Genomic DNA, 20,294 nt, shown 5'->3' with positions numbered 1-20,294 from the left:
CGGTGATTTCTGAAGGGGCGGTTTCAAGAGCGGACCGCCCTTTTTTAGTTATGCGGTCGAACCAACTCGCCGAGACTCGAACGGCGAGACATTTCTTGGAGGTGATCTAGTTCATGTCGACGACCCAGCCAGGCGAAAAAGCGGACTCGCGCGGAAGTAAGCTCGAGATTTTCGCACACGTTATGGGCCGCTTCGTGCCCGACGCGATAACCGCATCGGTGCTCCTTCTGCTGATACTCGCGGGCATGGCGCTGGCCATGGGCAACTCGGCAAGCAAGACTTTGGAGGCCTACTACCAGGGGCTCTGGATGCTTTTGCCCTTCACGATGCAGATGACCCTGATAATCGTGCTGAGCTCGGTACTCGGAGCAACCCCGTTCTTCAAGACCGCGATCACACGTCTCTCCCGGTTGCCGAAAACACAGTTCCAGGCAATCGCGCTCTCAGTGCTGGTGACCGCCGCTGCTGCGTACCTCTATTGGGGTCTGGGAATCGCGATGACTCCGCTGATCGCGGTGCACTTTGCTCGCGAGGCCGAACGCAAAGGCATCAAGCTGGACTTTCTCTTCCTGTTGGCGTTGCTATGGGGGGCCAACGCGGCGTGGCAATTCGGCCTGTCGTCGAGCGCAGCGCTTTTGATGGCAACGCCGGGTCACTTCCTCGAGAAGAACATAGGCATCCTCCCTTTGAGCACGACGATCTGGTCGCCTGCCGCGATAATACACGAGGTTGCCTTCGTCGCGATTCTGATCGTCGTTGGTTATCTGCTTATGCCAAAGAACGTCAGGCCCGTCTCCGAGTTTCCGGACGCCTGCAAGCTGAGCGAGGAAGGAACGCCGATCGATCCGGGAGCGGCAAACTTCTCAGAACGCCTCGAGCGCAACCCGATCGTCCCGCTCGTGATCTGCGTGGTTCTGGCCGGCTGGTTGTACAATCACTTCGGTGTCAGACATCTCAGTCTGGACATCAATTCTCTCAACACGATTCTGCTGTTCTCTTGTTTGCTCCTGCACCGAACGATCTACCGTTTCACTCAGACGCTGCAGCGCGCAGTCGTCTCGAGCTGGCCGGTGATTATCATCTATCCGATGTACGCGGGAGTGGCGGGGCTCATTCAGTTCACATCAGTCGGAGAGGTGCTGGCAGGTCTAGTTTCATCGGTCTCGACGCCTTATTCGTTTCCGTTTCTGGCTGCCTTGTCAGGAACGATCGTGTCGATCTTCGTTCCGTCCAGCGGCGGGCAGTGGGTTATTCAGGGCTACGTGACATCGGCGGCCGCAACCGCCGCCGGCGTAACGGTCCAGCGCGGGCTTCTGGCGTTGAGCATCGGCGATCACATGGGGAATCTGATTGCGCCGTTCTGGTATGTTGTTGTTGCCGGAGTCGCGCGAGTGAACTTCCGGGAGTTCTTCGGCTATGGTTTGATCTTCGCGTTGCTGTGGTTTGTATTGGGGGTTGTTGTTTTTACGTTTGCACCGTGTTGAATCGCGATTGGCTGCGAGACTCTTGGAAGTCGGACTTGCGCCCGGCGGAGTCTTCGATCTCATGCTGTGAGATCGAGGACTCACAACAGTTTCCCTGCGTCATCAAGGAAGCGTCACATAGGGCGCGAGGAAATTCCGCGAGGAAGCGGTGTCGAGACGGTAAGTAACATTGGTCGAGCGGCAAACCGAGTCGCCGGTGATGGTGATTGCCGCCAACAGCCGCGCACCGTTGTGATTGAAGAAATTGGGCCCGCCCGAATCGCCGAAGCAAGTTCCGCCATTGCCCGTCGAAGGATTTTGCGACAGCCGGAGAAAAGCTTTATTCAGGGAATTGAAACTGGAAAAGGCAAACATTCTCGGCACTGGATTCATATCCTGAAAGAACGGCGGCCCGCCGCCGGTCATCCGGTTCTGCAGACCGTATCCGACGGGAGTGAAGACAGCGTTCTTCAATCCATTTTGCGCCGACAGTTGATCTAGTAGCCCGGCGGCCGGAAGTGTCGCAGGAGTGATGCCCTGCGTATCTGTGGCTTGCACCAATAGGACGCCGATATCTCCTGGATCGCTCTGAGTGTGGTTAAATCCCGGATTGGTCACGACCTGGGTGACGGGAATTAGTTTGGTGAGATTGCTGGTCAAATCGCCGAAGGGGATCGGATTGTCGAAACTGACAAACGCGGTGTAGCCCTGCGGAGCAAGATCCTGCTCGAAGAACGCGGTGCAATGGCTAGCCGTCAAGAAGACGGTAGGCGAGATCAACGTCCCCGTACAGATAGGAAAGATGTTGCCGGTGGTCGGCGACTTGACGATGAACGCGCCGGTGTTGGCGAAGACATTGTGTCCGTCCACGAAGCCATAGACGATCGCTCGCGCGACTGACGGAATGAGGAGAACTGTGACCGCAGCCGTGGCGAGCAAGGCGGCCGATAGATTGTGTTTGCTGCGCATATAATCTTTCTCCTTTCGAATCGCGTTTCGGTTGAAGCTGAGTTGGACGATGTTCGGACGCGCATAATTATATCTTGGGCCGCACATCGACAGCAACAGGCCCAGTTTGTCCGGGGTGAAAGACATTTCCGCCATCGGCGCAGACTCTACGGCTTGATTAGCTGCTGCCGTCCGTCCTTGTTTGTCAATTTCAAGGAACTCTGGGCGCCCTCCGCTTGCAACAAAGCATGTGTCGTGTCACTTTCGCCGATGAGTCCGAGCCCCCCGCCTTCGATAGAAGCTCCGAGTTTCACCTCGGGACGCCCGTTCGGATCGATCAGCCGAAACATCACGGTTTCAGGATACCCAATCTTGCCATCCGGCATCTTGAACTTCGGATCTCCCGCGTGAATCTTTATGCTTGCTCGAACTCTTCCCTGATCGTCGACGATCTCAAGCTCGCGGCCACGCAGCACCGGTGCGACGCCATCCGCCTCGATGCCACGAGTCTCGACACTACCCGCGTCGACCCGCCGGATCTGCGCCAGCAGGAACATCGCAAGGCCGAGATTGATAACGGTGAGAGCGATGAGAATTCGTTGAATCTTCATACTCGTTCCTCCTTAAGCGGAATTGTTTCACCTTTGACGCGTGAGCGCCCAGAAATCTTCCGTGGGAGAGTCGGCAGTCTTTGGCGGTCTTTGCGGATCTTCGCGGGCCTTGCGCGAAACGCGCTAGATCTCTTGGTCCAATCTCCTTTCGGAAGCCGGGTTCGCGCAAAGTCGCAAAGATGCGCAAAGACGCGAAAACCCGGGCGGGCACCGTGGTCATTTATTCTTCTTCAAGCCCAGATCAGACTTCTCCGCCGTGCAAACGAAATTCGCGGCGTCGTCCGTGCTCCCGCTCCCTTTGTAGCGCGCCACCTGCGGGTACGGGCAGAGTGGGCGCGTGCGAGTTACAGGGCTCTTCGGGTCAATGCCCTGCCGCTTCACAGCGATGATTTGATCCGGGGCGATGCCTTCTTCGACCCAGCGTTCAAGCGCGACTGACATGTCGTGTTGCGCGTCGGATTGTCCGCCGGTGACGAATGCCCCGAAGCTGCTCGGGCCAGGGCCGCCGGCGCAATGCTGCATGCCCGGAACCATGAAGAGCCGAATGAATGAACCTGCGTCACGCTCGCCCATTTTCGACACCACGTTCCGGAAGTAGTTTATCGTGTTGACCGGTGGAAGCGCGGCGTCACTCCAGCCGTGATACAAGATCAGCTTGCCGCCGCGCGCTTTGAAAGCTTTCAGGTTCGGGTCGGTAGCGTTGAGAAGCGAACCCAGCTTCTCATCGGCGAGCTTTGTGTCTTTGTCGAGGTTGAAAGTTTTGAAGTCCCACGCCGGATTGTTGTAGATCATATTCGCGAAGGTCTGCGTGGCGAAAAAAAATTGCAGCCCTTTGTTTGACCCGGACCCGGTGATCCAGGCGAGCCAGCCGCCCGGACCCGTTTCGCCTCCAGGCACAAAGCCGGGGATGATCTGCTCACCCGTCGAGGTGCGTGGTCCGGCATAGATTTTCTTCAGCGCTACGATTTGCTTTTCTGTCAGGCAGGCGTCCGACTCGGCTCCTTTGCAAAGCAAGACCGATGGATCGAAGCTGCATTTCGTGGGATCGTCAATCACGCCGTCTGTCACGCCATCCCGCGCGTCACATGCAGCCAGCGCCGCGGCCTCGATCGCTCTTAATTTAGTCGCCGGGATGTAGCTGGCTGGATCATTGAGTGTCGCCTGCAGATTCCACGCGAACCCGGTGAGGATATGCGTGAACTGATTCGCGGGCGCGCCGGCGATCAGTCCGTCGTAGTCGTTGGGATAGCGCTGCGCCTCCATCAATGCCTGCCGTCCTCCGTTCGAGCAACTGGCGAAATAGGAACGCTTCGGGCCATTGCCGTAGAACGCACTGACGATCGACTTGGCCTTCTCGGTCATCTCGTGGATCGCGCGATGCCCGTAGTCGACGATCTTCTCAGGGTGTCCCAGCGCCCAGCTCGCATCCGTAGTAGTGTGACCGGTGTCAGTAGAGGCGGCCGCATAGCCGCGCGCAACCGCGGCAGCCAGCGCCGGCTGAGTGATCGTCCCCGCGAAGCCGCCGTTGCCGATGCCTTGAAACTTTCCATTCCAGCCCGTGCTCGGCATCCACACTTCAAACTTAATCTCCGAGTCAGCGGTCGGTTTGATCACGCCGGTGACCCGACAGAAGGCCGGCAGCTCTTTGAAAGGAGCGGCCGAGCCCGCTGCCGAAGTGAACGCTCCAGGCGCCACGGACTGCGCCGCCGTGATCGTAGTGTTTACGAGCTTGAGTTCGGCGAGCTTCTCGCAAGTCTGCGCAGCGGCGGGCCTCGAACTGAAAGCAAGCGCGGCGAGCAACAGAACCGCAGAGAAGATCCGGAACAGTTTTCGTCTTGAGGATTCGTGAGTATTCATTATTCCTCCTGCAAGCGCGATGGGAAGGTCGACACGGCTCGGTAACACACGTCGACTAACCGTTTTGCGCAACTCTCAGCGGTGATCTTGCTTGTAGTGCAACGCCAGCACGTCTGCGCCGAAATCCGAATTGAAATCTCGCCAGACTGTGTGAATGTGGTTGGCGTTGTTCTGAATGTTGTCGTATTCGACAAGGAACGCCGTGCTCTGGATGCGATAGTAATGCGGCTGACCTTTTTCGAACCCGCCCGCCCACGCAAAGAAAATGTTCGCTAAGCCCGCGGCGCGAACTCTATCCAATCTGGCTGCGGCGATATCCGGCGCGTGCCTCGAAGCGTATTCACTGAGAAGAGTCATCAGAATGTCTTGCTGCTTCTGACCCAGCTTGCTGGTTTGAAGACCGGCGGGCTTGAGCGGTTCCGCCTTTCGCAGATTGGTGGACAGAATATCGGTTGGCGCGCTTTGGCTTACGACCGCTTGAGCGCGCTGCTTGTCATCGAGCGACTTTATCAGCAGCCGCGCCAGGTCTTCTTCGGGAGCGAGCGCTCGCAGCCCTTTGCGCGGGCCCTGCAGGGCTTCGGCCGGATTCGCTCCGAAGAAGGCGGGCGTCGACGCGATGTGCTTGCCGTCGATGAGCGTGAAGTTCAGCGACACGTGATGTCCTTCGACTCTCCATCCCCAGGGTTTGGCCGACCGCGCATCGCCGAAGATGCTGAGGAAGTAGAGCTCCGGGTCGCGGACTGGTCCTTTGCCTTGCTCGATCTCGCGCAGGATCGCGTCGAGGCTCATGATGGTCGCGGCCCTTATGAGCCCGCGCTGGCCGAGACCTGCGCTCATTAGAGCGTTACCCAAAAGACGCTGCGGGGGGTCGAGCTCCTTGAATGGAATTCCTTTGCGCGCACGGGGAATGAAATGCCAGTCGAGCCGCTGCTCGTCCTCGAACGCGAACGAGGCCTTCGCGCGCTGGTCGGCGGACAACGAACTGATGAACGCGTCCGCTGCCGTGCTCATCATCGAGGCGGAGTGCGAACCATTGCCGGAGGGGGCTTGAGGGTATCTCATCGCAAGCGCCGGAGATTCTAACAAGGAAACACCCGCGATGCCGAGAGTGGCTTGCAAGAACTCGCGCCGGCCTTCTGTGTTTTGATCGTTTGATTTCCTTTTCATTTCAGTTCCTGTTGAAAGAACAAAGGAGTCTCCGTCGCGCTTGTTGTATTCCTGAGCGGAGTCTTTGTCAATCTCTGGAGGGTTGGCAGAAGGGTGTCTTGGTCCGCTCGATGCGGGTTCCAGAGAAGGAGATGCCACTCTCGGTCCTGCTCTATAAATCGATCAGCACTCCGGGGTTGAGAATCCACTTCGGGTCGAATTCGCGTTTTGCCGCGCGCAAGGCTTCAGCGAACAAATCGGGGCGCTGGCTGTCATACTGCGGGCGATGCATGCGGCCGACGGCATGATGATGAGTGATCGTCCCGCCATGCTTGATCAACGCTTCCGAGGCCGCGAGCTTCACTGTGTAAAACTGGTCGAGCAGTTTCTCTTTGTTGCCCATCGAGACGAAGGTGAAATAGGGTGCCGGGCCGTCCGGATAAATGTGAGTGAATCGGCAGGTCACCCACGCGCGATTGCCAGTGACTTCGCTGATGACGCGTTGAACTTCGTCCTTGACGTTGGAGTGGAAATCGGCGAAGCGCTCCCAGGTGATCGCGGTTTCGAAAGTATCCGAGAGCACGCCTCGCGGGACCATGTTCTCGCGAAGGTAGCAGGCTCGAAGAAACGCGTTCCGCCACGCGCCCGCCGCGCCTTCGCGATGGGAACCTGACTTCGCAAGCGCTTCGCGATCCCACTCGCCGCCGTGATCTCCGCAAACTTCGAGAGCCCGGCTCATCCAAGCGTCGAGCGGATGATCCGCCGATTCAAAAGCCAGCACCAGCACCGCGTGACGGCCGTCGCCAGCTCCCGCGTTCGCTGCTTCCTGGGCGTCGACCAACCGGCAATTCGCGGGATACAGACCCGCTTGGGAAATGACTCTCACCGCATCGGCCGCCTTGTAGAAGTCAGCAAACTTCACCGTTGTCCCCGCGCGAAACGCCGGCCGCTTGCGCAATCGCATCCAGGCTTCGGTGATGATGCCGAAGATTCCTTCCGAGCCGATGAACAAGCGATCCGCGCTCGGCCCCGCGCCGTCGCCCGGCAAGCGGCGAGTTTCAATGACGCCTCGCGGGGTTACAACGCGAAGCGACTGGACCAACTCATCGATGTGCGTGTGCAGCGTAGCGAAGTGACCTCCGGACCGGGTGGCGATCCATCCGCCAAGCGTCGAGAACTCGAACGACTGCGGGAAGTGTCTCAGCGTCAGGCCGGACGGCTTCAGTTGCGCTTCGAGTGCCGGCCCGTAGGCGCCCGCCTGTATGCGAGCGGCTTCGGAAACGAGATCGATCTCGAGCACTCGATTCAAGTTTCGCAGATCGATGGTAACGGTCGCGCGATAGTGTTCCGATCGCGGCGGCTCGACTCCGCCGACGACGCTCGAGCCGCCGCCGTAGGGAATCGCGGCTGCGCCCGTGCTGCTGCACCAGTCGAAGATATCCACGATGTCTTGTTCAGCGCGCGGCAGCGCTACGACGTCGGGCGGATTAGAGAAGTCACGCTGAAAGATGCGGACGCTATCGGGGAACGATTGACCGTAGCAGTGAGCGAGCCGTTCGTAGTGATCGGTTGTGCACACCTCTTCGAGCGAGTTGGGGATCGAGACTCGCGATGGTCGAAGGTTGATTTCTTCGGCAGTTGGCGGCGGCGTGACATCGAACTCAGACACGCCGAGCCGCTTCGCCCATACCGGGTCAAGGAGCTTCAGCTCGTCACGGGTGAGCCCTTCGCCTTCGCAACCCCAACCCCAGAATTTTCTCCGTCGTTCTGACATAAGAAAGGTAACGAGTGCGGGGTTTGCCACGAAGACTCAAAGGCACGAAGACTCACGAAGAAGCTTGTGGATCTTTGAGTCTTCGTGTCTTTGTGGCGAATCCTGCTTCAATGTGTTGCCGCGAGAGCCGTCCTCCGCGTCAACACGTAATTTCGCGTTGCATTAATGAACCTCTGATTCAATTCGAAAGTCCCATGCTCCGCAAGAGGTCGACGAAACGAGGATCGGACCGAAGAGGGTCAAACAGAGGTTCAACCTTGAGATTGATAATCATACCGGTGCGTTCTTCATAAGCTTTTTTGAGTTGCTCTATCGCTCGATCCTTCTCACCGAGCCCGGTGTAAAGAACCGCCAGATCGTAAGGTGGGACATACGCGTGCCTGGACATTTCTTTGAGTTCATCGAGGATCTTTAGCGCCTCGCCTCTTCTGTTCGACGAGGCATAAGCGTGCCCGAGCAATCCCAACATGGTAGATGTCCTTCCAGATACGTTGATGGCTCTTTGATAAGCTGCGATGGCTTCGTCATACCTCCCTTGTTGCTCGTAGACGGCGCCAGAAACAATGTGCAGTCCGGCATAGTTTGGATCAAATTCGATTGATTTCTGCATTTGCTTGAGGGCCTCATCGTAGCGGCGGGCGAAGTAATAGGCCTGGCCCGTGCTGTAGCTGAGACCGAGCGAGAGCGGGTCGACTTCCAGACCACGCATAGCCATTTTGATTCCCTCATCCAGCTTTCCGGTAGCGGATAAAAGATCGGAGTAGAGACTGTAAGTAGTTGAATAGTTTGGGTTGAGGTCAATGGCGCGCTTGAATTCTTGTTCAGCAGCGGCCCGGTCCAAATCATGAATCATCGTGAGAGCTCCCAAGGTGACGTGCGCTTCCGCCAGTGCCTCATCAAGATCCAATGCTTTTTTCACTGCCGCTTTTGCCTTTTGGAAGCCGTCAGTTGGAGGGATCCAGCAAAGCTTCCTGATGCGGCATACGTGTCTGCTAGGCCGGCATAAGCCAGAGCGTAGTTTGGATCTTTAGCGATTGCTTGATTGAAGTAGTCAATGGCCCGCTGAAAATCCGCCGGAGTAAATCTATTCCAGAAGACCCGGCCCCTGGAATAAAGCTCGTAAGCCTCCGGGTTCTCCGTATAGCGCTTGGTCACGCGGCTCTGCTCCGCGCCCGAAAGCTTCAGCCGGAGCGTGCCGGAGATCTCCTTCGCGATCTCTGCTTGCACCGTTAACAGGTCGGAGAGTCGACGACTGTAGCGTTCGCCCCAGAGATTCGAGTTATCGCGCACATTAATCAGTTCAGTGCTGATGATCAGATCCTGACCGCGCTGCGTGACCCGGCCTGTCACCACGGCGCTCACGCTTAGAGCGTTCCCCACCGTCTTTGCATCCGTCTCCGTACCCTTGTAGAGAAAGACCGAGTTGCGAGACATAACTCTAAGATGTGGCAACTGTGAGAGGCTGTTGATCAGGCTTTCGGTGATCCCGTCACTTAGGTAATCGCCGTCCGGGTCGCCGCTGGTATTGACGAAGGGCAGAACGGCGATTGAATCAATCGCCTGGCGTTCGCTTCCCGCCAACTTGCCCCCAAAAACTAAGTAGATGATGCCGGCGGCCGCGATGACGACAACAACGAGGGCGAGTACCAAACTTCGCTTGTGGCGTTGTGCTGGGCTAACGCCGTCGGCAGTCTGGCGCATTGCCACGCTCTCGCCTGTAGGGTCGGCGGATTCAAGGGCCGTTTCGGATGCGGGTGATTTGGTGATAGTTGCAATCGTTTGACGCTGATCGTGCGGCCCCGCCGAACGTGCCAGCTCAGCCTCAAAGTCCACCCGCTGCTTGAGCCGCCGAAGATCGATCAGCAAATCCTTGGCTGACTGATACCGCTCCTCTCTGTCTTTTCTTAGAACCTTCGATACAATTCGCTCCATCTCTGACGGTACTTCTCGAGAGTAGCGGGCGAGGGGCTCCGGCTCGTGCGTCAGGATAGCTGAGATCGTATTGGCCATGCTCTCACCCGCAAAAGGCCGAACGCGAGTGACCATCTCATATAACACCACGCCAAAACTGAAAATATCGCTCCGGCCATCCAGAGTCTCTCCGCGAACCTGTTCAGGCGACATGTACGCCGGTGTTCCCATGAGCATGCCCGGCACGCTCAAGAGAACTTCCGTGGCTCCCTCGTTATCAAAAGCCTTGCCGTCGTTGACTGTTTTTGCCAACCCAAAATCCAGCACCTTTAGTTGTCCGTGCGAATTGATGATGATGTTTTCCGGCTTGATGTCCCGATGAATAATGTTCTGCGAGTGTGCCGCGGATAGCGCACCTACTATTTGAATCGCGATATCGAGAGTATCGGCGAGGCCGGGAGGCCTTGTTTGGATTCGGCTCGCCAGGGTTTCACCTTCGACATATTGCATTACGATGTAGTTGATGTTGTCTTGCTGGCCGACTTCGTAGATAGCGCAGATGTTTGGGTGATCCAGGCCGGCCGCCGCCTTCGCTTCTCTCTTGAGCCGTCTCTGGGCTTGCTCGTCGGCGGTTAGACCGGCGAGGATCAGCTTGATGGCCACCTTGCGGCTTAGACGGGCATCCTCGGCCAGATAGACTTCACCCATGCCGCCGGCGCCGAGCCGGGACAGTATTTTGTACGAGCCGAGTTGCCGACCCACCATAGAATTGACTTGATCGTCCGCCATTCTCTTGGCGGCTACTTCGAGCGCAGGCGCTTCAATGAACTGCTCGGCTTTCTCCTGGTAGCCGAGCAGCGATTCAACTTCAGAAAGCACCGCTTCTTCACCCGCGCAGGCTTCGCTGAGAAAGGCCGCGCGCTCCGCGGGGTTGCGTTCCAGCGCGGCGTGATAGAGCCGTTCAATCTGTTGCCAGCGCTCAGGCTTCATCCGGCTTCTCCGCGCTCAGTTGTCTGAGCAGCCATACCTTTGCCAGTCGCCAGTCCCGCATCACCGTGTCTGGCGAGACTTTCAGAACTTCAGCGGTCTCCTCTATGTTCAGGCCGCCAAAAAATCGCAGCTCGACCACCCGGCTCTTGCGGTCATCAATCGCGGCCAGAGCATTGAGCGCCTCATCCAGGGCCACCACATCGAGGTCTTGCTCGGGCGTGATCGCTAAAACCTTATCCAGCGACACCTGCACCGCGTTGCCACCTCGCTTCAGGTAGTTGCGAGAGCGGGCGAAATCCACAAGTATGCGTCTCATCAACTGCGCGGAGACCGCAAAGAAGTGCGCGCGGTTCTGCCATCGAACATGGCTTGAATCAACCAGCCGTAAGTAAGCCTCATTGACTAGTGCTGTAGTTTGCAACATATGACCCGGACCTTCTTGATTCATGTATCGATGGGCTAGCCGATGCAGTTCGTCGTGGACCAGAGGGATCAATCTTTCGAGAGCCGATTTGTCGCCATTGCTCCAAGCCACGAGCATTTCAGTAACTTCTTGCGTTGAGGGTATGGACATGGCCTCCCTCCAAGTGAATAATTAGGTCACGAATTCGCCGCATTATATCACCTGAACACCAATTCCTTGCGTCTGCGCGAACAAGATTCGCCGGCGTTCAAGGTTTTCCACCCAGTTCGCGCCTTATTAAGTGAGCGCGAATCAAATCCGCTGTCTTGGACAATGGTGGTGAAGCAATTGGTCGCAAGATCGATTCCACCGAGTTCAACCCGTAGGCCGGTCAGCTACACCCGGGACCTAAGAGACTCTAAGAGACACCAAGAGGAGGTGTTATGAAAAGGCAAGCTTTAATAATTTTGACGAAATCCAGCATCTATCTGGCAATGGCAGCGATGTTCGTGACACTGGCGCTCGCCGGCCCGGCGGCCGCAAAGAAGCAGGTACCTTTCCACGGTTCCATACAAGGAGTTGAAATCGACGTAGTTCAGCCGCCCGCGACACTATTGGTCGATGGGAGCGGCACCGGAATCGCCACCCATCTTGGTCGATTCACGGTGACTTACGAAGTTATGGTGGACCTCTCGGACGGTTCGGGAATCGGGTCCCTTCAATTCATCGCGGCCAACGGAGACAGCATCTTTACGGAGCTTCTCGGGCAGGGCAGTCCGACGGGGACACCCGGTATCGGCCATATTGTGGAATTCAACACCATTACGGGCGGTACGGGTCGATTCGCTGGCGCCACCGGGACCTTCACCATGGAGCGCTTGCTTGACCTGACGACGGGCTTCACCTCCGGTTCGTTCAACGGGACCATTACGTCCCCGGGTGCAGCGCACTGAGAACCTTAAGCACCCACGCGGAACACTGAAGAACTTGCAGCGAAGTCCGCACCGTTTCCGAAGATCATTTACGGAGGAAGTAGCGCAAGACACCGCCTAGTCCCTCTTGGGGCCACGGGGACCAGTACTTCCTCTCCAGGCTATGGACGGAGGGAGACGACGCGGGGCGCGCAGTCAGGATGTCCAGTTCCGAGCGGGAGCTTATTCAGGCAAGGAGCGGAATGGCCAAGAGTTCGTCGGAGCCTCAGATGGTGTCGGTCGTGAGCGTCGGTAATAAATCGCTAAACCAGAACCAACGCGCGCATTGGACCGGACATTCTTAGCGAGTCAATTGAGTTCACCGGCCACGAATGAGTGACAGCAGACGTGGCCGGTGTAAGCACGCGGGCGATCCGGTGCGTGGAGAGAGCACTTCACGGATCAATCGGGTCTATCCCGGATTCACTGCTTAGCCGCAAGCGCCGCCCTGCGCGTCAACACGTACGCGCGGATCGCGTCGACGTCCTCAACGGTCAGCCACCTCTTCAGCGAAGGCATTCCCATCCCCTGATACTTTCCTTCCAGAACGATTTCGCGGTACTTGTCGAAAGTTGTTGGATGAGTAACAAAGATCGGCCGTCGCTCCTCCGCTCGAAGCGAATCCTCATGCTACAGTCGCCCGGCTTCGTAGTCTTCTTTCTCGGTCGTGATGCGCCCGTCCGCAAGGTCATACCAACGCTGCAATCCAGCCGCTATCAAAGCCCAGAACTCCCTGCCGGCGGTCGCGATGATCTTTCGGCGAATCACGCGCCGGTCGACCAGACCCTTCTGCTTGAGCAGGTAGACCGCGTCTTGTTGATCTTTGAAGCGTCCTGCAATGTACTTCAAGATGATCAGCCATTCAGGTGTGACGATCGGCAAGCCCCGCGGCAATTGATAGGATTCCTTGAGCGCTTGCTCATAGAACTTTCGCGCGGTATCGTCGCGGACAATCCAGTCCACAGGCACGACTTTCCTGCCGATCTTGACGTGATATCGTGCGCCGCCGAAACCCAGGCGCTTCTGCGCATCGAGCGGCAAGATCGAAGACGCGATCACATCGACGTCTTTCGTCAAGCGGGGACTTCCGTAGAGGTGCATCGCGATGCCACCAACCAGAGCGTGTTCTATACCGTTACGTTCCGCGACTTCAGCGACTCGCTCTAAAGCCTGCAATCCCGTTTCGGTGTCAATCATCGGGTGCGGGTTGTTCCGCAAGTTTTTCTCAACGAGTTTTTGAAGTTCTTTCTTCGTCACCCCTTCTGTCTCCGGTCAGACCCTTTCCAAGCGTCGGCCATCCAGGATGGAAACCAATGCGGTCCCGCAAACCAAGAACTTACCCAACAGAGTGCCAATAATCCCACCAACGCAGTTGGTGGATCGTTCATACTCAGCCTAAAAACGCAGAGCCGCAGGCCCGTCCGGAATCCCACCAACTGGAGTTGGTGGATCGTTCATACCTAGCCTACAGTCACAACGTCCACTCTCTATCCTCGGGATCGGGGGGGGGCAGTGGCCTCGTCCTGTAGGCTGAGTATGAACGATCCACCAACTCCGTTGGTGGGATTCGAGCCACTGCGCAGTGTCCCGCGTAGGCCGGGTATGAACACACCACCAACTGCGTTGGTGGGATTGCACTTGAATACTTGTGTATCATCGCCTTCTTTGAGCAACCTACCAAGCGTTCTCACTGCTTAGCCGCGAGCGCCGCCCTGCGAGTCAGCACGTACGCGCGGATCGCGTCGACGTCCTCAACGGTCAGCCACCTCTTCAGCGAAGGCATTCCCATCCCCTGATACTTTCCTTCCAGAACGATTTCGCGGTACTTGTCGAAAGTTGTTGGATGAGAGTAACGCAGATCAGCCGTCGCTCCTCCGCCCGCGGCGCCGAAGCCGTGACAGACTGCGCACCTCTGGGCAAACAGCGTCGAGCCAATTTCGATTGTCTCTTGCGATGCGGTCACGCCGATCGGAGTAACGGTCCGTTTCTGCGTGACGACTTCGGGCAGCGGCTGCTTTCCGTTCAGCACGAAGGTCAGTAGTCTGCCCGCCGCGGGCGACGCGCCTTTCCCGTCACCGCCAGTCAGAGGGAAAGCCCCTCCCCAGCCAGCCATGATCGAAACATATTGCACGCCGTCCAATTCATAAGTCACCGGCGAGGCAATGATGCCGGTCCCAACAGACGCTTCGTAGAGCTTCTCGCCTTTGTCTGCGCTGTAAGCTACAAAGCGTCCGTCTGCGGTTCCTTGAAAGACCAGGTTGCCCCCAGTCGTGAGCGTGCCGCCGTTCCAGAAGTTCGCGTACGGAACTCGCCATCGTTCTTTCTGATTCACGGGGTCCCACGCGAGCAGGAATCCGGGCATCAGCGGCGCCGGGTCCTTGAAGAGCGAGAAATCAATTCCGAGGTTCCAAGTGCCGGGTTTGTATTCAAACTTCTTGTCCGGAGAGTAGATGAACAGCGTGTCTTGCGCCGGTATGTAGACGAGTCCGGTCTGCGGGTTGTAAGACATCGGTTGCCAGTTGTGACCTCCAAGCGGGCCAGGCTTGATGAAAGCGGCAGCGTCTTTGTAGCGAACGCCGGTATTCTCAACAGGACGCCCGGTTTTCTGATCAACCTCTTTCGCCCACGAGATCGGAACGTACGGCTGCGCGGAAAGCAATTCGCCGCTGGTTCGATCGAGCACGTAGAAAAACCCGTTCTTTGGCGCTTGCATTAGCACTTTGCGCTTGCGTCCGTCGATTTCAAGGTCGGCGAGTATGATGTGCTGAGTTGCGGTGTAGTCCCACGAGTCACCGGGAGTCGTCTGGTAGTGCCACACAAGCTCGCCCGAATCGGGTCTGAGCGCGAGGATCGACGAGAGGTAGAGATTGTCACCGCCGCCTGGACTGCGAATCTCGCGGTTCCACGGCGAGCCGTTGCCCGTTCCAACGTACAGAAGATCAAGCTCGGGATCGTAAGCCAACGAATCCCAGACGGTGCCTCCGCCGCCAATCTTCCACCACTCGCCCTTCCAGGTCTTCGCCGCGCGTTCCATCGCCGGAGACTCGAACGGCTTCGAAGGATCGCCCGGCACCGTGTAGAAGCGCCACGCCATCTTGCCGGTTTCCGCGTCGTAGGCCGAAAGGTATCCGCGCACTCCCAACTCAGCGCCGCCGTTGCCGATCAGCACTTTGCCTTTCACGACACGCGGCGCGGCGGTGATGGTGTAAGGCCGGCTCTGATCGACGGTGACGACTTGCCAGATCAACTTACCGGTATCAGCATCGAGCGCTGCCAATCGCCCATCAAGCGTGCCGACGTAGACCTTGCCCTTGTAGACTGCCACGCCTCGATTGACCACGTCGCAGCAAGCCTTCTGGCCGAAGGTGCGCGGCACCTGCGGGTCCCATTTCCAAAGCTGTTTGCCGGTGCGAGCATCGATGGCAAACACGACGCTCCAGCTGCCGGTCGTATACATGACACCGCCGACAATGATCGGAGTCGCCTCGAGTCCTCTCGTTGTCTCGGTGTCGAACGACCAAGCAAGCCCGAGCTGTTTGATATTGCCGGCGTTGATCCGATTCAGAGGAGAGAAGCGAGTTTCCCCATAGGTCCGGCCGTGAGTGATCCAGTCGCCGGTGCGAGCATCGGCATTGCGAAGCGCCGCATCGTCGATGGCTCTCGAGCCCTTCGCGGCCGCTTTCTTCTGCGCCTCCGGAGCTTGAAGACGCACCGTGCAGCAGCAAAGCAGCATTAACAGGAGAATCTTGATTCGTCGTATCATTGGTCTACCTCGGGGCTACCTCAGGGCTACCTCACGATGTTGTCATTGCTGATCATCCGGCGTGATTTGGCAAGCGAGCTTCCGGCTCCGCAACTGAATCAGTCCGAAGAAAAACGGTTCGCACATTCGGGCCCACGGTTACAGGAGAAGCCGTCGATCGTCAGCGCCGTCTCTGACGAGTGAGCAATCATAGGTCGGGCGAGCGTTTATCGTCCAGTCCGCCAACTGCGTTGGTGGGATTGAGGACGGGCGTGTGGGAATTTACCCAAATATTTGTGTCTCATCGACTCTTTCGGGAGCCTGCAAGCGCTGATGGGGCAAGACGAGCGGCTAAAAGTGTTCTTCCTCTTCCCTCGATGGTGTGCAGGGCGCCTGGGCAAGTCCTGAAATCCGGCCCCACCGGCTCGTCTGCCAATTGTCGAAGGACTCATTTGCTGGGACCCAGGATGGAAGCGGTATGAACAGGAAATCAGCCAGCGGACTAACGAACGGCTCATACATTCGGCGCAGCTCGGACAACCGCTGATCGGCTGCGGCGCCGTCGGCCAGCTTGACACCGGCTGCCGCGAGGACCGCGCGCAGCCGATTCAGCTCATCGGACGGCAGGCGGTCCGGGAACGGCTCGCGAGGGGGCGTGTTGAAGATTTGCGCCAGATCTACCACCGCGTGGCGGGCCATTGCGAACGTAAGCTGCGCCTGGCGCTTCGGGGCCCCTTCCATGCCGACCATGACCAATGCGCTTGCATCGAGAACAGCAGTCAACGCCGTCAACCAGGACTGGTTATTGTGCTGGGACCGGTAGTAGCAGAGGACGGGATAAGAGAGATGGCTCTCCAACAAGTCGGCCGCCCAGCGTTCCCAATCTCGCAAGAGCTGATCTAGTTCTTGTATGCTCTGGCCGTGACGACGAAGCAACTCCGCCGCGCTGGGCGGCGAACCTGCGCGCGCATCAAGCAGAGAGATGCTTGCCTCGCGCCGTGAGAACGCTTGATAGATTACCGGCAAGTAACCAATGATGAGCGCAAGAAAGCCGAACCCTACTCCGCCCTCTACAACGGCCAGCGCTCGCCCTAGCGGCGCGCCTGGAGTCACATCTCCGTAACCCAAAGTGAAGAAGGTTGTACCGCTGAAGTAAGCATATGTGGCAAAGCTCGCGCGCGCTTCGACCCCATTGAGTGGCGACCCGAGCGACCAGTGCAGCGCGGCGAAACCAATAATCAGTCCTACCGCCCAAACACACAGAAGCAAGATCAACGAGAGTGGGCCGAAGAAGCCAAGATACGTTTCTCGTCGGCTGCTCGATGAGATTCGCCGCGCCAATGCCGCAGAGGGTATCCACGTTGCGCGATAGAAGGCTCTCGCGAAGCGGATGCGCCTCGTTACGCGGCGCGGAAGGACCACTACCTCGAAAGCATCCAGCAGAATGGCCAGAATAAGAAGAACACTAAAAACAATGCCAAGGGCTTTCATCTATCGGTAGCTCTTGTGGCGCATCTCTGAGATCGGCCGTTTTGGAGCATCGGTGAGGAGCGCTGTCTACTTGTGGGCTTCGCTCGCTCACGGCTATTGCTCATTCGGTTCGTTCCAACTCTGCGCGGTCCCAGTTTGCAAGCCGTGCCCCTGCCTCATAGGTGCTCTGCATGAAATCGAGCAACGACCCGTCGGGTGAAGCGGACTGACGGACATCATCATACGGCAGGATGAACTCCGACATTTCCGTGCTGTAGAAGCCTGGGTGAATCGGCGCCTTGTCCAACCCCGCCGGTGCGGGCGCGGTGTAAGAATAGAAAATCGGCGCTTCAACCGCGCCACCGCCCGGCCAGAAACCGTGACTGATCACTTCGTGCGAGTAGGCTTCGCGGGTGATGGCGTCCGCGCCCGGCCGTTCCGGCGCGCGGCGTCCCGAGAACCGGGTGACCGCAAGATCAAAGCTGCCCCAGAAGAAATGCACCGGACTGCACTTCCCGATGAAGCCCGACCTGAACTGCTTGAATACCCCGTCGGCTTGGACCAGGATGCGCCAAAACCGGTTCGCGTACTCAGCATCGTAAGAGGCGTGCTTGTGATCTTCGGCAAAGGGAATCGGATCGGCGACTTCATCTGGGCTAGCGTGAATGTGGACTTCCAATCCCAGAGACCGCAATGTGTCCATCACCTCGCGGTAGAAATCAGCGACCGAACGCGGCGCCAGGGCCAGCGACCCGGTAGCGCCATCGCTGGTGCGAATGTGTAGCTGGTGGTCGATGAAGTCGAAGTCGATCTCGAAGATTCGATGTCCGTGCGGAATTGGTGACGTCGTCAGTCCGCGCGCTGTCAGATACAACGTTGTGTTCCACCAATGATTGATCAAGGGTGTTTGCACGAGCCGAATCTTGCCGACGATCTGCGTCCACATGTGAAGTGTGGCGTAAGTGTCTCCCCATTCTTTTACTGGGAGAGACGGCCAGGTTTCGGCGCCAGCGAGCGCGCTCGTCAAATTTGCGTCCGACATGACTACCTCCAGTACTGTACGTGGCCTATAAGCAAGAACGCAGCGTGCTTTTGAATCCCACCAACGCAGTTGGTGGTTCGTTCATACCCAGCCTAACTCTCCGGTCGGATTCACTTCCCGGTATCAGAGCCAGGTTGGATATGAACGATCCACCAACTGCGTTGGTGGGATTCGGGACTTTCGCCCTGTGTCCCGTGTAGGCTGAGTATGAACGATCCACCAACTGCGTTGGTGGATCCACCAACTGCGTTGGTGGGATTGGCTCTGAATACTTGTGTGTCATCGGTTTTTTCAGCAGCCTGCTAAGATCGCCGTCAAACTTGAAGTGCCTTTCTTCTACTGATGCTGAAATGCGCGCGCAACGCTCGGCGCCAGCTTGCCTTCGATCATCATAAACGCGCTGAGCGCGCTTGCCAACGCGAGCCCAACGGCGGCGGTCATCACCACGCGAAAGCCCAAGACGAAGGATTCATCGATAGCCTGCTTCAATGCTACTCGCGTCTGATCGTCGACGGCGGGGATTTCAGTTGCGCCTAGCCTGACCCGTTGCTCATCGATAGATCTTCGCGTTTCAGGCGAGATACGCAACAAGGCCAGCCGCCGATCAACCTCGCCGCTGTAGGCGTGGAGTATCACAATTCCGAGGATCGCAATCCCAAGCAGCCCGGCCGTGCGCGACACCGCGTTGTTGATCCCAGAAGTAACGCCCGCGCGATTGGCTTCTACCGCACTCATGACTATGGTGGTTAGCGGCGCAACGCTCAGCGCCATCCCGAAACCAAGGACTACCACAGCAGGAAAAAAAGTTGCCCAATAAGCGCCGCCGACGCCCGGACGAATAAACAACGCGTATCCCACAGCCGCGACTATTGGTCCGGCTACCAAAGGCACTTTCGCGCCGTATCGCTTAACCAATCCGCCGGACCATCGGGACAGAAGGAACAAGATGAGAATGAAAGGGAGCAACGCAGCGCCCGCCTGAGTTGCCGAATACCCCTGTACCTGGATCAGGTTGAGCGGAACGAAAAACATAGCTCCTGATAGCGCTGCGTACAGAAACAGCGTGAGTAGATTGGCTCCGATGAAATTCCTCGAACGAAATAGCGTGAGCGGCAGCATCGGATCGGCGGAACGCGCCTCGACCGCGATAAACAAGGCCAGCGAGACCGCGCCCCCGCCGAGCGCTACGAGCACTAGAGGATGAGCGAAGCCTAAGCGTGACGACTCGATCAGCCCATAAACAAGCGATCCCAAACCCAACGTGGCAAGCCCCGCGCCCAACCAATCCAGCCGTTTCTTTCCCGCGGCATCGCAGCTCTCGGGCACCCGCCAATAGGAAAGTCCCAACACGACGAGCGCAATCGGAAGGTTGATGAAGAAGACGGCCCGCCACGAAACATGCTCGATCAGCCAACCGCCGATGACCGGACCAATCGCGGCGGTGATCGCTGTGAATCCCGACCACGTGCCGATAGCCGTCCCGCGTCTGTCTTCACCAAATGAGGCGCTGATGATGGCGAGACTACCGGGTACAAGAAGAGCGCCGCCAACGCCCTGGGCCGCCCGGGCGACTATCAGTTGTCCGACGCTTGGCGCCACCCCACACCAGATGGACGCAAGCGCAAACAGAGAGGTCCCCGCGCAGAAGATGCGCCGCCTGCCGAATCGGTCACCCATCGAGCCGCCGACAAGAATCAACGCGGCGAGAAAGAGCGCATATGATTCAACTACCCATTGAACGTCGAGGACCGTGGCGTTGAGGTTCGCTTGAAGCGCGGGCAGGGCGACGTTGACCACCGTTCCATCGATGAAGGCCATGCTCGACCCCAGGATTGTCGCGGCGAGAATCCAGGGCTCAGCAGCCCGCGGGCACCGGGCAACCGCGGGCTTCGAGATGATCGCGCCCTCATCGCACGGTTGTGAAAAGATATTTGCCATCGCTCTAAAGGAGCTTTGATCGCGGGTG

General features: G+C 57.9%; 15 protein-coding genes. 2 read left to right on the top strand and 13 right to left on the bottom strand.

Features of this window, described 5'->3' with window-relative positions; translation table 11 throughout:
- The first annotated feature begins 113 nt into the window (after positions 1–113).
- Positions 114–1,484 (top strand): TIGR00366 family protein, encoded by a 1,371-nt coding sequence (locus tag AABO57_22035; protein MEK6288406.1) that lies wholly within the window; start codon positions 114–116, stop codon positions 1,482–1,484.
- 102 nt (positions 1,485–1,586) lie between these two features.
- Here AABO57_22035 and AABO57_22030 read toward each other — a convergent pair whose 3' ends face one another.
- The 8 genes from AABO57_22030 to AABO57_21995 all read right to left on the bottom strand — a co-directional run bounded on the left by AABO57_22030 (position 1,587) and on the right by AABO57_21995 (position 11,274).
- The gene (locus AABO57_22030; GenBank protein MEK6288405.1) at positions 1,587–2,432 is read right to left on the bottom strand and encodes a trypsin-like serine protease; all 846 of its coding nucleotides are present in this window, start codon (positions 2,430–2,432) and stop codon (positions 1,587–1,589) included.
- Between the two features lie 146 nt (positions 2,433–2,578).
- A complete protein-coding gene (locus AABO57_22025) occupies positions 2,579–3,022 on the bottom strand; it encodes a hypothetical protein (GenBank protein ID MEK6288404.1) in 444 nt (147 codons plus the stop codon).
- A gap of 216 nt (positions 3,023–3,238) precedes the next feature.
- Positions 3,239–4,879: a tannase/feruloyl esterase family alpha/beta hydrolase gene (locus AABO57_22020; protein ID MEK6288403.1), complete on the bottom strand. Its 1,641-nt coding sequence runs from the start codon at positions 4,877–4,879 to the stop codon at positions 3,239–3,241.
- 75 nt (positions 4,880–4,954) lie between these two features.
- Positions 4,955–6,046, bottom strand: a complete 1,092-nt coding sequence (locus AABO57_22015; protein MEK6288402.1) for a DUF3500 domain-containing protein — start codon at positions 6,044–6,046, stop codon at positions 4,955–4,957.
- Positions 6,047–6,197: 151 nt separating this feature from the next.
- Positions 6,198–7,799 (bottom strand): FAD-binding oxidoreductase, encoded by a 1,602-nt coding sequence (locus tag AABO57_22010; protein ID MEK6288401.1) that lies wholly within the window; start codon positions 7,797–7,799, stop codon positions 6,198–6,200.
- A 178-nt stretch (positions 7,800–7,977) separates the two neighbouring features.
- On the bottom strand, positions 7,978–8,652 hold the full coding sequence (locus AABO57_22005) for a tetratricopeptide repeat protein (GenBank protein ID MEK6288400.1): 675 nt from the start codon (positions 8,650–8,652) through the stop codon (positions 7,978–7,980).
- A gap of 62 nt (positions 8,653–8,714) precedes the next feature.
- The gene (locus AABO57_22000) at positions 8,715–10,700 is read right to left on the bottom strand and encodes a protein kinase (GenBank protein ID MEK6288399.1); all 1,986 of its coding nucleotides are present in this window, start codon (positions 10,698–10,700) and stop codon (positions 8,715–8,717) included.
- A complete protein-coding gene (locus AABO57_21995) occupies positions 10,690–11,274 on the bottom strand; it encodes a sigma-70 family RNA polymerase sigma factor (protein ID MEK6288398.1) in 585 nt (194 codons plus the stop codon). Before AABO57_21995 ends, AABO57_22000 begins: the two co-directional genes overlap by 11 nt.
- Positions 11,275–11,546: 272 nt before the next feature.
- On the opposite strand from AABO57_21995, the gene AABO57_21990 reads away from it, so the two are divergent.
- Entirely contained in the window at positions 11,547–12,056 is a 510-nt protein-coding gene (locus tag AABO57_21990) for a hypothetical protein (protein ID MEK6288397.1), read from the top strand.
- 648 nt (positions 12,057–12,704) lie between these two features.
- Here AABO57_21990 and AABO57_21985 read toward each other — a convergent pair.
- The 5 genes from AABO57_21985 to AABO57_21965 form a co-directional block, all read right to left on the bottom strand.
- Positions 12,705–13,331, bottom strand: coding sequence for a hypothetical protein (locus AABO57_21985; GenBank protein MEK6288396.1), 627 nt, complete (start codon positions 13,329–13,331; stop codon positions 12,705–12,707).
- A 430-nt stretch (positions 13,332–13,761) separates the two neighbouring features.
- On the bottom strand, positions 13,762–15,837 hold the full coding sequence (locus AABO57_21980; protein ID MEK6288395.1) for a PQQ-dependent dehydrogenase, methanol/ethanol family: 2,076 nt from the start codon (positions 15,835–15,837) through the stop codon (positions 13,762–13,764).
- 330 nt (positions 15,838–16,167) lie between these two features.
- A complete protein-coding gene (locus AABO57_21975; GenBank protein ID MEK6288394.1) occupies positions 16,168–17,307 on the bottom strand; it encodes a potassium channel family protein in 1,140 nt (379 codons plus the stop codon).
- A 100-nt stretch (positions 17,308–17,407) separates the two neighbouring features.
- A complete protein-coding gene (locus tag AABO57_21970) occupies positions 17,408–18,328 on the bottom strand; it encodes a DUF5996 family protein (protein ID MEK6288393.1) in 921 nt (306 codons plus the stop codon).
- 336 nt (positions 18,329–18,664) lie between these two features.
- Positions 18,665–20,266, bottom strand: a complete 1,602-nt coding sequence (locus tag AABO57_21965; GenBank protein ID MEK6288392.1) for an MFS transporter — start codon at positions 20,264–20,266, stop codon at positions 18,665–18,667.
- Between the last annotated feature and the right edge of the window lie 28 nt (positions 20,267–20,294).

The organism is Acidobacteriota bacterium, assembly GCA_038040445.1.
Lineage (GTDB): Bacteria > Acidobacteriota > Blastocatellia > UBA7656 > UBA7656 > Onstottus_A > Onstottus_A frigus.
This window is presented reverse-complemented; position numbering and strand designations above follow the sequence as displayed.